Origin of the sequence: Xenorhabdus khoisanae (assembly GCF_001037465.1) — a bacterium.
Taxonomy (GTDB): domain Bacteria; phylum Pseudomonadota; class Gammaproteobacteria; order Enterobacterales; family Enterobacteriaceae; genus Xenorhabdus; species Xenorhabdus khoisanae.
The window spans coordinates 23,482-37,135 of the sequence record NZ_LFCV01000069.1; the positions used below are offsets into that span (position 1 = coordinate 23,482).

General features: G+C 37.5%; 15 protein-coding genes. 4 read left to right on the plus strand and 11 right to left on the minus strand.

Annotated features, from left to right (window positions below):
* Nucleotides 1-22 precede the first annotated feature (22 nt).
* Both AB204_RS11505 and AB204_RS11510 read left to right on the plus strand, forming a co-directional pair.
* On the plus strand, nt 23-1,666 hold the full coding sequence (locus tag AB204_RS11505; RefSeq protein ID WP_047963513.1) for a DEAD/DEAH box helicase: 1,644 nt from the start codon (nt 23-25) through the stop codon (nt 1,664-1,666).
* A gap of 38 nt (nt 1,667-1,704) precedes the next feature.
* Nucleotides 1,705-1,995 (plus strand): hypothetical protein, encoded by a 291-nt coding sequence (locus AB204_RS11510; protein WP_047963514.1) that lies wholly within the window; start codon nt 1,705-1,707, stop codon nt 1,993-1,995.
* A 486-nt stretch (nt 1,996-2,481) separates the two neighbouring features.
* Here the strand turns inward: AB204_RS11510 and AB204_RS23210 are convergent, their stop codons facing one another.
* From AB204_RS23210 to AB204_RS11535, 4 genes are all read right to left on the minus strand, one after another.
* Nucleotides 2,482-3,498, minus strand: coding sequence for a DUF6453 family protein (locus AB204_RS23210; protein WP_047963515.1), 1,017 nt, complete (start codon nt 3,496-3,498; stop codon nt 2,482-2,484).
* 860 nt (nt 3,499-4,358) lie between these two features.
* On the minus strand, nt 4,359-4,574 hold the full coding sequence (locus tag AB204_RS11525) for a Cro/CI family transcriptional regulator (protein WP_411354715.1): 216 nt from the start codon (nt 4,572-4,574) through the stop codon (nt 4,359-4,361).
* Between the two features lie 112 nt (nt 4,575-4,686).
* Complete coding sequence (locus tag AB204_RS11530; RefSeq protein WP_047963517.1) at nt 4,687-4,998, minus strand: helix-turn-helix domain-containing protein; 312 nt, start codon at nt 4,996-4,998, stop codon at nt 4,687-4,689.
* A 671-nt stretch (nt 4,999-5,669) separates the two neighbouring features.
* On the minus strand, nt 5,670-6,098 hold the full coding sequence (locus AB204_RS11535) for a hypothetical protein (protein ID WP_047963518.1): 429 nt from the start codon (nt 6,096-6,098) through the stop codon (nt 5,670-5,672).
* Between the two features lie 150 nt (nt 6,099-6,248).
* Here AB204_RS11535 and AB204_RS11540 point away from each other — a divergent pair, with 150 nt between their 5' ends.
* Nucleotides 6,249-6,770 carry a hypothetical protein gene (locus AB204_RS11540; RefSeq protein ID WP_047963519.1) on the plus strand — a complete coding sequence of 174 codons (522 nt, stop codon included), beginning with the start codon at nt 6,249-6,251 and terminating at the stop codon, nt 6,768-6,770.
* Between the two features lie 414 nt (nt 6,771-7,184).
* On the plus strand, nt 7,185-7,859 hold the full coding sequence (locus tag AB204_RS11545; RefSeq protein ID WP_047963520.1) for a hypothetical protein: 675 nt from the start codon (nt 7,185-7,187) through the stop codon (nt 7,857-7,859).
* 718 nt (nt 7,860-8,577) lie between these two features.
* Here the strand turns inward: AB204_RS11545 and AB204_RS11550 are convergent.
* From AB204_RS11550 to AB204_RS11580, 7 genes are all read right to left on the minus strand, one after another.
* The gene (locus AB204_RS11550; protein WP_047766482.1) at nt 8,578-8,883 is read right to left on the minus strand and encodes a hypothetical protein; all 306 of its coding nucleotides are present in this window, start codon (nt 8,881-8,883) and stop codon (nt 8,578-8,580) included.
* Nucleotides 8,884-9,206: 323 nt separating this feature from the next.
* Nucleotides 9,207-9,503 (minus strand): NadS family protein, encoded by a 297-nt coding sequence (nadS, locus tag AB204_RS11555; protein WP_047963521.1) that lies wholly within the window; start codon nt 9,501-9,503, stop codon nt 9,207-9,209.
* A gap of 45 nt (nt 9,504-9,548) precedes the next feature.
* Complete coding sequence (locus AB204_RS11560; protein WP_047963522.1) at nt 9,549-9,872, minus strand: type II toxin-antitoxin system RelE/ParE family toxin; 324 nt, start codon at nt 9,870-9,872, stop codon at nt 9,549-9,551.
* Nucleotides 9,873-10,340: 468 nt separating this feature from the next.
* Entirely contained in the window at nt 10,341-10,625 is a 285-nt protein-coding gene (locus tag AB204_RS11565) for a helix-turn-helix domain-containing protein (protein WP_047963523.1), read from the minus strand.
* Nucleotides 10,615-10,935 (minus strand): type II toxin-antitoxin system RelE/ParE family toxin, encoded by a 321-nt coding sequence (locus tag AB204_RS11570; RefSeq protein WP_047766478.1) that lies wholly within the window; start codon nt 10,933-10,935, stop codon nt 10,615-10,617. Before AB204_RS11570 ends, AB204_RS11565 begins: the two co-directional genes overlap by 11 nt.
* 217 nt (nt 10,936-11,152) lie before the next feature.
* Entirely contained in the window at nt 11,153-11,605 is a 453-nt protein-coding gene (locus AB204_RS11575; RefSeq protein ID WP_047963524.1) for a hypothetical protein, read from the minus strand.
* 1,286 nt (nt 11,606-12,891) lie between these two features.
* Nucleotides 12,892-13,242 carry a hypothetical protein gene (locus tag AB204_RS11580; RefSeq protein WP_235428077.1) on the minus strand — a complete coding sequence of 117 codons (351 nt, stop codon included), beginning with the start codon at nt 13,240-13,242 and terminating at the stop codon, nt 12,892-12,894.
* Nucleotides 13,243-13,654 lie beyond the last annotated feature (412 nt).

Below are 13,654 nucleotides of genomic sequence, written 5' to 3' on the forward strand. Positions count from 1 at the left end.
TAAAAAATATAAGGTCTTATTTATGGATATCGTTATTGCATATAATGCAGTCAACGCATTAATAAGTAAAAATGCCGATGAGGGTGTTTTACGCTGTGTTCAAGATGCACTGAGCTATGAGGTTGATGGGGCACAGTTTAAATCAAGCGGATGGGATGGAAGATCGACAATGTTCAACTGGACAACACGCAGTTTTCCATCAGGTTTTGTTCAGGCAGTGACAAAGAAGTTAGAGAAAGCAGGTCACAGAGTACTTTTGCAGCGCAAGCCGTTGATCCAGCCATTGGGTCAACCTAACCCAAAAATAAACGAGTTCCCGTACAATCCTGATTACGTTTATCAGGATGAAACAGTCGAGCGTATGGTCAAGCAAGGAGGGATGATTGCTCAGATTGCAACTGGCGGTGGGAAAAGCGTAGTGGGCTGTAAAGCCGCCGCTCGTATTAATCAACTGACACTGTTTATCACCACACGATCGGTGCTAATGCACCAAATGAGAGACAATTTTCAACGTTCTATCAACTACAGAGCAGAAAACAGCGAACCTCACCTGAAAGGAGAAAAAATCGGGATCGTTGGTGACGGCATGTTCCACTTTTCGCGCCATATTAACGTAGCAACCATTCAGACTCTCGCTAGCTTTCTTGACGAGTTCCCTCGTTTTGTTGAAAAACTACCACCCAAAGGTAAAAAATCAACCAAGCCGCATCCAACCAAAGAGGAACAACGCAAAGAGTGGGGGAAAAAACGAGAGTTTCACTATCGTAGACAGGCGGCAATCAAAAAACTGTTGCAGGAAGTTCGCTTATTGATACTGGAAGAAGCACACGAATCATCGGGCAACGCTTTTTATGATATCAGCCGCATGTGTGTGAATGCCGATTACCGATTAGGTCTAACAGCAACGCCATTTATGAAAGATTCCGCAGAAGCCAACATGCGGTTGATGGCTGTTACCGGCTCTATTGGAATCAAAGTATCGGAACGATATCTCATAGACAGAGGTATTCTGGCAAAACCTTACTTCCTTTATCTAAGAACAGATTACACACCTGATGATGTGAATATCAAAAAAGATCTTTCTGAAAAGGTTGGAAATTCACGTTTAGGTCGTAACTCCCCATACACACGAGCCGCGCAACTTGGCATTACTTACAATCTTGCTCGAAATAGTCTAATCGTCCATCAGGCAAAAAAAATGGTAGGACACAAATTGACCGTAATGATCCTTGTTAGGCTCAAACGACACGGTCAGATTTTGAAGGAAATGCTGGGAAGTATAGGTATTAAAACAGAATTCATCTTCGGTGAGAGCAAACAGGCTGAACGAATGGCTCAACTCGATAAGCTACGTTACCGTGAGATTGATGTACTAATTGGCTCTACAATACTCGACGTGGGTGTCGATGTTCCCGGTGTCGGTGGTGTAATTCTTGCCGGTGGCGGGAAAGCGGAGGTGGAGTTGCGTCAACGTGTAGGTCGTGGACTTCGTAAGAAAACAGATCAGGCTAATATCTGCTTTGTCGTGGATTTCCTCGACTACTCCAATAATAACCTGCTGCAACACTCATTTGAGCGAAGAAACATTGTCAAAGAAACCGATGGGTTTGTTCAAGGTATTTTATTGGAAGGTGGTGAATTACCTTTTCACTTACTTAACCAATAGATACAATAATATTAAAGGTATTTTTTTATAGGTATATTATGACTAGCAAAGCAAAAGTTGTGCAATTCAGAGCTACACCAAAAGCACAATCTAAAATCAGTGAATTGAAATCCAGACTCAAATCGAAAGGCGTTAAACCAAGTATTGAGATAGTGCTTAATGCACTCCTAGAGAACATCACATTAGCAGAATTCGATAAATGCACTAAACAGATCATTGCCGACAACAGTGTTAAAACACAACTTCTCGAAATGTTCAAAGAAGGCAGGATCACAGAGGAAATGCTCGAAATATTAATGAAAAACGCAGAGCAGTCCGCTGACAATTGATACTTTTCCCCTCTATGAATTCGTTATTATTCGCTCCGCTTAATGGAACATTAAATTAAGCGGAGCGAATAAATATCAGCAATTTAACATCATGCCACTGATGTTAGAGACGCTGAGTATAGTTAAAGAGCCTGCCGAACTGACCACAGCCATACCCTCCACAATACAGTCACTCAGGAGAATACTAGCGCTATCAGGAGCACAGGACATAAACCCGAGAGGTTGAAACCCGTGATTGGATAAAATGTCGAGTGATGCCCTAGATAGATCTATGCTGAGGCATTAGACTGACGATGTTAGTTGAAGAGTAATGCACCAGAACCGAGGCTACCAATCTCGTATAGCACAAAGACAAATCACCCGCTCCATCATTTTAATTGATTGAATCATCTTGAAATGAATCTACAGTTGTTAGCTGGATAAGTCCTGCCCTAGAAAATGGCAGAGAGCAAGATGGTTGGTGTTCTGACTATTACTCTATTAGTATTAAAAATAGTCAGAAAATTCTATTGCATATGTCGGAACTGCTGCGTAATCGTTAAGCTCATGCCTCGGTCCAATATTACCATCACCAATTTTTATCCCTGTTGTTAAAGTTATTTTATTTTCATGAAATTTATATGCGGTCGAATAAAAATTCCAGTCATTATTTCTTTTACTCCATAGAAGATATAAGTCTGTAGCCCTAATCATTGGGGACTTTAAATTTGTAGTAACCACATCATTCTCGCTATTAAAAACAACATTTTCACCTTGGAAGAATGGTACGTATCGACTGGAGTAAGTTAACTCTCCCCGTTCATTCCAAATATGAACCCCACAACCATCTTTCTGTGGAGTGAATCCAGAGGAAAAAACAACCACATATAGATTGCAATCATGAGATACGGTAACTTTATTGTATATTCTGTCAGTAGAGACAGCACAATTTGGATTATCACTTCGGACAAATACTACTTGATTATCTGGGTTTGGCAAATCTGATGGAACACTCCATGACTGCCCTGCGCTCATTTTAATTTTTTTCCTTAATACACAATAACCAAGCTCTTTTTCATTAGAAACAGTTAAAAATTGATTTGCCCCCTTAAAATCTAGACCATAATTATCTTTTCTTGTATTTTTAGAATAGCCATATACATCTATAATAAACTCATCAGTAAATAACCACTCTGAAATAGCATAAAAATCCTCAAGAGAATAACTATCAATTCCCCAAACAATATAGTTACCCTGAATATCGAACTTTGTAATTGGTACTGAATACATATCAGCTCTCAAATAATACAATACATAATACAAACAAGAACACCGAGGCACTATGACCAATTGATAGTTTTCAGCATTAGGTACAAAATGTTTATATTGATATTTGACATTTGCACCTTCTCCCTCTTGCTTTTGTTTAATTGTTGTTAATTTTGTTAATAAGTGGCCCTTTTCATTTAATAAAAAGGGTTTTCCACCATCCGATGGGTAAACAACTAATCCAGATTTTTCCATTATAATCGACCTAACAGCATCCAATTGCAGGTTATAGTGAGTTTAGACCTTTCAGTTTCCCAAGCTCATGTTGCTAACCTAAAAAACTAATAAAAATTTATCATTACATAATATTTTTTATACAGGTAGTACTAAATTCAAAAAATACCAAACCTATTATTAACCCAGCTGCAATCTATATCGCCAAGTTCCAGATTTGATACAGCTTGACGCTACATAAACTAAAATCTAAATCACCTCCATTCTCTCCCATAAATGTTGTTTTAACTCTAAATACATTAATTGAGTTGGGTATTACTTTCACTAACAGAGTTTTCAAAAACGGAAGACATGCCCCTCTTCTAAGAAACTCTCCAATCATATATTCACCACTACGGTAATTGTCAACATAATTGGCACTATTAATGAGTTTAAGAGAGCTGTCTTTTTCGTTCGGGATTCAACGTCACGATATCGACCAGCTGCTCTCTCTATCAGTGTTGTTAATGGGGATGACAACTATGCTGACAATTACCGTCCTCGCCATCACGGTAGATGTCAACATCACGAAATAAAGAAGATGTAGGGTCTTTTATTGCCCTGTTAACCTGTTCTTTAACAGACTCTCGAATATCATCATCGCTAGGTGAACAGGCTGTTAATAAAATAGAACCTGCTGCGATTATCATTTTTAGTGAGTGTTTAATATACAACCTTACTGCAAATAGGGAAAACCGTTATTTTTATCTAACCGTAAAACTTTGTCACTAAATAAATAAGCTATTACACCTCTCATAGCTCTAAATCAGTATGCTATTATTTTTAGCATGGTTATTATGGTGAAAATTCAGACTGATTAGATTTAGAAATAGGCAAAATCACTAAAAGATGGATATTTTCTGACTGGGAAATGAACGGTATTCTTCAGCCTTATAACTGCCATCTTCTTGGCGGATCAAAAATATTTTACGTTCCGCTTTCAGCGCCTTGCTAATCGCTGTTTGATGTACACCCAGCGCATTTGCTGTTTCCGCCTGACCATGTTGTCTAACATATTCTGATAATGGTATTTTTTTCATTTCATTATGTTCAAACATTCAGTTACCTGCTACTTTGCAAGATAATAAGCAAACCGCCAGATATATTATTTCGACGAGAGGATAAAATTTGGAAAATATATAGATATTTTATGCTCTCTATTTTGAGCAATCACATTTCTATTTTTCTGAAATGACGTTCAAGAGAGATTTCGGGGTTATGTATCTGAGATTTTTTGTGGAGAGTTCGCTCAATGAGTTGACCGTTTTTGTCAAAATAGCGGCTGGGCCAGATTTCTGAGGGATGGATTCCGAGGTAATTGGCAATAATCCATTCGCCTTTAGGCCATTGCCTACTGAGGGCATTTGCCAGTGTAGACGAACTGAGTCCTGAGTCACGAGAGAGTGCCGCTAAGGTTGTTCCGCGTTTACGCAATGCCGCAATAATATCGGCTTGATGCCAGTCATACCTCATATATTTCATTCCTGCTACCCCTTCCATTAATCAATATCGATGGTGGTGATTCAAAGCAGGGTTAGCAGACCGGGATCAACTTCCGGCGAGACGTGAGTCTCCCCTACCTGAATCACCATTGAAAGGGCGAGAGCAGGCACACTGGCAGAAAATTCCTACCAGTGGTTGATCTTCAAGGCTGCTAAACCTTGACCACCGGATTTTGCCGATGGCGGAAGCACTTTAACCGATTGGTTTATTTGGATCAATAAGCGAACCACTACAATTGGCCACTTTTTATTGCTTATAAACTTTCTGACGGTTAACAATGATAAGAACCCATCGGGCAAGCAGTGTAAAGGTTGGGAAAATCGCGCTTCTACCCATAGGAGTAAGCGAGAGTATTCAAAGCCTTTATTGGTACTGCAATCATCGTTCTCAAGGCGTTAGTTGCACTTTTAGAATTGATTTAAAATAACGGAAACGTAGATAAGACCATCGAGTTAACCGCTCGATGGCCTTTAATATTTAGGAATGGATCGTTTTTATAAAAAATTCAGAGATTGTATATCAACTCGCATTTGCTTCATTCATTGCAGCATTCAATTTTCCATACAATCGGGAAGCTTTTTCAATTTCAGTTCTGTATCGGGAACTATCTTTATCCAAACCATCGGGAGATCTATATCGCGCACAATTATTTATTTCACATTATCTCTTACAATGTTTGGAGTAGAGCCGTTTTTTACAAAAATCCTAAAAACATTTATTGAATTTGGTAATATTTTTGCGTTTAACGAACTTAGTAGTGACGCACACATAGGATTTCCACCTAAATATGTTGATAAAGTAAAATCACCCGAATGTGTGTAAAAAGTAACTTTCTCTCCAGCATTTAACTCAGCAATTTTTATGCCGTTAAAATGTACGTTTTGAAAACAGCCCGCCCCTATGAAACCCTGATCTCTTTTTACTATGATTGTGCTTTTTCCCACAGTATTGTCTCTACCTGACTCCCAAAACATTCTTTCAACAGGTACCTCTTTAGAGGCGGAAGTATCCAGTCTTGTTGTTGAACACCCCACCAGTAGAATAGAACACAAAACAACCAAAAATACCTTATTTTTCATACAAATACTCTATTATTGATAATTGTTCGCATTGTATGATTGTATAAGTATTTATTACAATATAAATGTACACCGATTATCTGATTTTTAACCCGTCATGTGTTTGGTATGATCCAGTCATATCAAAAAAATCATTAAGTAGAGAAGAAAATGAACAGTGAATTGCCAAAGGTAGATATCACATACGGAACAAAGCGGCATGGTAATAGAAGTTATAAAACCTTTAGCGCGTCAATGCTAAAAATTCAACGAGGTGGAAAATCAGTCAAGGCGCTTAAAACAAGTGGAGAATCATATCTTTCCAACATAGAGAGAGTAACAGCAAATAAAGATTTGTTAATTTTGTCAGATACTAGAATGCGAATTTCAGACCTAGTTTCTATCGAAGTTGTTGAACGAGTCGAAGTTGAAAAAAAACAATCCAGAATGGTGGGTGAACCTATCAATAACACCAATACAAAAACCTTTCATTTAATACTCAATAAAGCCCATGCGGTCGGTAAGGGTGTAGTGGTGTTTATGAAAAGTGGAATAGTTTATAAGGGCGTTTCAGACAATCACGACTTTGATTCCCTATCACTAAACACAGATGATGCACAACTCGTTATCATCATGTACGATGCAGTAAAACGTATTATTCCACTCGAAGCTGACGGAACACTGGCTGAATAATGATTCTAAATTTTAGGGGCTAGGTTAAATGCCCCTAAATAAAATAGAGTTTTTATAAGGTGATTCTTCGAGCTAATTCTCACGTATTATTCTTTCCAAGATATCCACTTTCCTACTAAACGTGTTGATTAACAACCCTACCTGTCGAAACAATTCATATATGAAGTTATATTTTACATATTCATTATAAATATAAGGTTAAATATTGGAAAATGTTATTTATCTAGCCAACACCTTCAATCATTTTAAAATTATTTCTAAGACTTTTAATATTCAATAATAAATTAAAAATTTATAAAAAACTCTTGATCTGTTTTTAAAAAACGTTATTATGAACGCCATCAAGTGAGACAACACTATAAAACAAAGTAAATTAAATCAGCCAACTGGCTACTATATACAGGAATCTAAATCATGGCTAACTTGTCTAAATCTATTATCGTTTCTTCTGTAGCTTCTGTTTCTTCACTGTTACACACACAATATAACGATATCAAGCAACGCTTATCCACTATTGCTACTCCTTCCAGTGCGGAAAAAGCAGAATTACAAGCAGCAATTACTAAAGTTAAATACTTCTCTGGTTTATCTGAATTAGTTGCGAAAAATGACAAAGCTGTTTCCGCTTTATACTTCATCGTTAAAAACGCTAAAAAAGATCCTAGCGACTTATTAAAAGAAATTGCTATTAACTCTTATAGCTTAAATAAGTTTTGTTTTATTATTAGTGGCATTGCTAATAGCTTTTATAATTATGATTTATCAGATATGAGCGCATCCAATATCATGGCAGTTTTAGATTTTATTATTATGGGTAAAGTTAAATTTAGTATGCGCCAATATCGTGACCAAATGACAGCACACAAAGAAAAAGCAGACAAGAAAGCAGATAGCGGATTTACACAGACAAATCAAGCGTTAAAACTTTGTGAACGTCTGGGGATTGTGTCTTATACTGGTGGAAAAATAAGCATGGGTTATGGTGAGTATAAAATCAACACAGAAAACGATTTAGTTAAATACTTAAAATCTATTTTTACCAAAGATAAAGAGACACAAAACGAGTTAGATTTATCAATCGAAAATTAATTACTTTTACAAAATCCGCTCAGAGTAGCGGATTTTTTTGTTTATTTTCCGCTAGTCTTATCACTTCACAAAATCCACTCTTACAAAGCCATAAAGCACACTTATAGCGTTTTGATTATCTTTCTTGTACAAATCCACCAGCCAGCGAAAAAAATCGCTTAAAATCCTTTTCATAGCGTTCTAGTGCTTTTCTGTTTTGTCGTTGATAAATAGTAATATTGAACACCCCATAAAAACGCATACAATCAATTTAGAGACGTTTTTAGATTAAAAACAAAGGAATGTATTAGTAAAAGATAAAATCGCTCATAATGCGATACATTTAGTTCTATTGCCCACCTACAATAGCCTAATTCATTTTGTTGATTGGCTAGATGAATGAATCATAATAAGCGTAACAAAATCATATACGTCATAGTTATAACTTATGTTATTACATTAAAGAATATGATTTCATAATTGATAATTTCTTAATTAATTATTATTAAACTATTTAACTTGCTCTGTGCACCTTAACGTGATGCGACCCTTTCCCCGTTTCCCGAAACCGACCTTTTCCCGAAGGCAGCCGTTTTGAAAGTTTTAAAATACTCCCTTTCGCAGCCGAAGGTTTTACTCCACCTCATTGCACCTATTCCCTTCGGCTGATGACTTACAAAAGAAAGCCGGACTTTCCTCCGCTTTCTTCGTTCCAGTTCACGCACAACACAGTATTACATTACAGGTAAAAAGGCTCTCGACTAAAATCTTTTTTCAATCTGAAAAGCTCAGTGCCATTTGAATAAATTGGCGTTTTATCCAATAGATAGAATGAGAGCGATATATTTTCACAGGCTGATGGATGTTTATAGGTTTCACGTTCTTTTCGTATCTCGTCAGCAATACGCAGTTTTAAACGTAAATGACGGCGGTTTTCTTCGATTTGTTCAGCGATTTGATTGTCCAATTCAAGCTCGTGTTCAAGAGCATCATGATCAATAAATAAGTTTTGAGCGTTGCTGTGGTTAAATGCGTTAGAGCGCATATTGTTTACTCCATTTGGTTATTTATAATATTTTCTTAATGGAGTTATTTTCACATACTGAGTACGGTAACAAAGAGATAGCAGACGGGCACAGCAAGTAATACATCTCATAATGCAGGCAAAGAAATACTGAATACATGCGTTAAATAAACTCTCTGCGGTTTTCCACGGGAGAGTTCGGTAGCCGAGTAGAAAGAGGTCCATTGCCTACGGGAAAGAGGTGGATAAAAAGCCGCTACATTAGCGGCGTGGGAATGAACCTTGTTTCCGATTTTTTTCTGACTTCTCCCGCTTTAAATGCGGGGGGAGTTCTAATGAAAATGTTAAAGTGAATTTAATTCCTTAATGAGTGCTGGGTGGCGTTCAAGCATCTTAAGAAGTTTCAATGATGAACCAGAAGGAATACGACGATGTTGTTCCCAGCTTTGAATTAGGGAGGATGAGACACCAACAGCCTCAGCAAATTCGCTCTGTTTTAACCCAAAGGATTCACGCAAGTTTTTTACATCGGGTAAACGATGATAATGGATATTTTCATTAGGGACAGAAAGTTCGCCTTTTTCAATCGCTACCATCTGCTCCATACTTTCGACCAAGTCATTAAAAAGTTCTTTGTCCATAGTTTCTCCGTCGTATGAACATGCCGCGCAAAGGCGCGGCGTTGATTACTGCAATTTGCTACTGATGGCTTTGAGCACTTCTTTTTCTTTTGCCGTTACATTATCCTTTTTATTTTTAGGATAAATCAAAAGAAGATAGAGCCTTCCAGTTTTGGTTATTGTGTAATAAATAATTCTGACACCGCCACTTTTACCCATTCCCTCACGTTGCCAGCGAATCTTCTTACATCCTCCAGTAGCGCTAATGGTACTGCCTTGTTCATGATTCTTTAATAAGTGCTCCTGTAATAGTCTGAATTCATTATCAGTTAATAATCCAGCTCGTTCTCTACTAAATACAGGAGTTTCGATAAAAACTAAGTATTCCATAACAAACATCCTTGCCATCGATGAGAAATACTATACTCGTACAGAGTACGATAGTCAATAAATAAATCGTACTGCGTACGATGTTTTTTTGCAATGTAAGAAATGTGAATTCTTTATTTCGCCATTTTCTCTTGGCCTGTTTCCATAATCGCCCATTGAGTTAATGTCACCATTTCGTTGATCGCTTTATCGCGTTCTGACATTGTGTAGTGTTTGGCAACTGTTGTAACACGTCTTCCTGTCTTTACGCTTCAACGCAATCCGTGTATCAATGAGTTTCCCATCAGCTTTGCGATAGATTTTTTCTTCTACTCTCTACGGTTTTTCACGGGAAAGTGCGGTAGCCGGGTAGAAAGAGGTCCATTGCCTGCGGGAAAGAGGTGGGTAAAAAGCCGCTACATTAGCGGCAATAAAATGGCATAACTAGGGGTATAACCAGCAGTTATTGTTCAACCTTCTATCTATGAATTAATCCATCACAATACGTATGGTTGCCCCACATGCAGCGGCGTATCTCTCAAGAGTAGAAATACTGGCTTTACGAGCATTTTTTTCCAATTTACTAACTGCCGGTTGCGTTATTCCCATTCGTTCAGCAACCTGTGTACTATTTAAACCAGCTCGGCGGCGTAGATCAGCCAAAAGTTCTTGCAATTCTTCCTCTTTCTTCTCTGCAAGATAAGCCGCCATTACATCTGGATTCTGCAATGCTTTTGCCTTTATTTCAGAATAAGGAATACCTTTAACTTTCATTTGTCAGCTCCTCAAGTCTCTTCAATGCTAATTGAATCTCTGCCGGGGGTGTCTTCGCTGTCTTTTTAATAAACGTACGTAAAATATATATTTTTTTACCTTTAGTAAAAGCAAAGAAGGTACGTGTAATATCCTTTTTACCTGCTCTCAGCTCAAACAGACCATCCTGAATAATATCAGTGTGGGGGTAACGTAACTGATTACCTTGAGATTCAAGTTTATCCAATGCGGAAAATGCTTTACCTTGCATAGCGCTATCAAGGTCTAATATTTCCTGTTGTGCTTCAGGATGAAAGATCAGTTCAAACACAAAGTAGTTCCTTCCCTAACTAACCAAAGAAAGTATAACCTATAAGATATGATAACTCAAAAGTTATGTATAACTTATAGGAAATGAATAATTATCACTTAGATGGATGTATAGTGCCACCAGCAGATAGGTATCAAAGGAAATGTGTTAGGGCCAGTAAGAAATAGAAAGGCGTAGTTTTTACTCTACGCCCTCGGAGGTATCAATCTATCGACCGTTACTTGCTGACTTCTGCCGTAGGTTGTTCAATCGGCTTTTTGCCAACCAATGCCAAGACTGATTCTGGCAAGTATTGTTCGGCAGACATGTCACCCATAATGCGAAGGCCATAAGTGCCAATCCATGTGGAATTGTTTAAGCCACTTTCCAGCACGTCGCTCACTTCAATCATCAGGTTTTTGAATTGGCCTTCTACATCTTTGCGATAATGCTCGATTACCGATGTACAGAACTGATCATTACCACGACTCAAGCGAATAACACCTAAGTCGAATTTCTGGCTGCGATCTTTACCAGTGATACGTTTGAATGTGGCTGTAGTAACTTCTTCACCAGTAGCGCGATCACGAACAATGGCGGTGATTTCTGCAATTTTCTCACCAGCGGCTGCATTCTTGCCAGATGAGTAGTACATATCGAAAACGAGGTTTGAGCGATTGATCTTTTCCATGATAATTATTCCTTGTTAACCAATTTCCATTATTGGGTTAATTATCTTAACTTCTGCATTTTGTTATTCAAGTTGTTTTCTTATTTATTTGTTTTCTTAGGTGTCTAATAGAGGAAATGGAATGAATAGATTGAATAGACCTTTCGTTGTTATAGTTTGATTGTGTCACCGTAGGCAACCGTAAGTGAACAACCTTCATTTCCCGTAGGGGGAGATTTAACATTTTCTTGTTCCGTGCCGGGTGCTGCCGTAGGGGAGGAGAAGGGCGGTTCAGGATTGAAAAAATACGGGAAAAGTACGCGCTCCCTCCTGCTCTTCTTACCTTACATACTCTACTTGCTACTGTTCTCTCTACCGCTTTCTCTACGACGTACTGAACAATGTTTACTACCAAATGATTTTCGGTCCAGAACTACTACTTTTGTTGTTCTCTCCACATATGTGTTTCTTGTAGCTTCCTGTAATGGATATAACCCATATGCCTTTATTCATTATCTTATTGGATTGATGGTTTCCCTTACTGTATGGATTATTGTCTTCTATATCTTGATGATAACGTATCAGCCATCCATTTTATTTTGTTATTTTTAAGCATAAGATATTTACCCACTTTTCTTATTTATCTTACTGTTACACATTACTTACCTTCATAGTTTATGCTTTGGCATTCCTGCTTGTTTTGTTTCTGCTGATTTTCTGGAGCTGCTGGTGTTGACGTATTCAGGAAATTGCCTTAATTGTTGCTTTTAGGTTTTTCTTTGGAAAATTAGGTTGTCTGCTAATGGCTGGTTAGTTGCCTAGCAGAATTAGGTTGGTCATTTTCCTGAGTTTATCAGGTGAGGTTGTTTCTATTTGAGATTGCCGGATTGGAGTTTCTTATTTATAGATTCAGATTAGAGAATTGGGACTTAAAACTGTAAGAATTAGCCTGCGAATAGATCAACTTTTTGGTATTCGAAAGTCGATTTTTTGTTGATATTACGTTGATCTAGTTATCTTAATACCGGAATGAACATATCTAATTGATTTAAATAATAAAATTTAACATGGTAAAACTAAAGGGGGCGGTCAATTCACACTTATAGAAATGGTCAATCATAGATAATGCTTTTTCATTATATTTGACGAGCACTTATTAACCGAGGGTATCAAATATAGATGGAGGTAATCACAAAATTTCCCTCCACCCTTTGTCCTTATTTCCTATCGATGATAAACACATTTACTGTCACACCCGTGGTTTCGTAAACGTATCACCATTAGTCATTCTGGTTCTTCTTAGAGACTCACTCCCAAGAAAATGTAGCTTTTCTTGGATTAAATGTCAGCCTAGCTTTCTTCCAGTATTCTTTTGTCAGAACCATCTCTATACATTGAGTAGGATAAAGGTCATCTGCTGGGGAAAATGTTTCATATGCGGAATCTGCATTAAGTTTAAACTGATGCGTGATTTTCATTTCCGTTTTACCATCAGGGCGTTGTAGTCTCTCGCACTCGATGAACGCTTCATCAAAATCATCAGGTAATCCTTCAAGCATACAGCCTTGTGCCCATGAAAGGAGTTGGTCAGGGGTGTATTGCTCCGCTTCTTCGTCTGAGGTTCTAGGTTTGTTTAAGACACGATCTAAAGTATTCATGAGTGATGACAACATTATTGTGGATATCTCTGATAAAGAATTTAGTGAGCGTGTTATAAAATAACTGCCAAAATCAAGCAACCGAATTTTTGGATACGGCTATTCCACCATGAGCATTATGTAAAATCAGTCTTTGTTCCCGAAGAATATGTGCAACGATGAGATATCTGAATTCAAAACAGAAACGGTTGTATTTATTGTTTACCTCTCGATGAAAATAATAAAATTTTCTTAATGAAATTATTTTTATGCATATGGAAATTTATAAAATAAATTATTTAGAATATTTGGTTATCAGGAAACTGAGTCAGTAGTAACTTTAGGTTTATTTATTCACCCATACATGGACGCAAGAGGGGGATTAGTATTATTGAGGAATGATTTATGTGGAAAATTACGTAATGACTGGCAC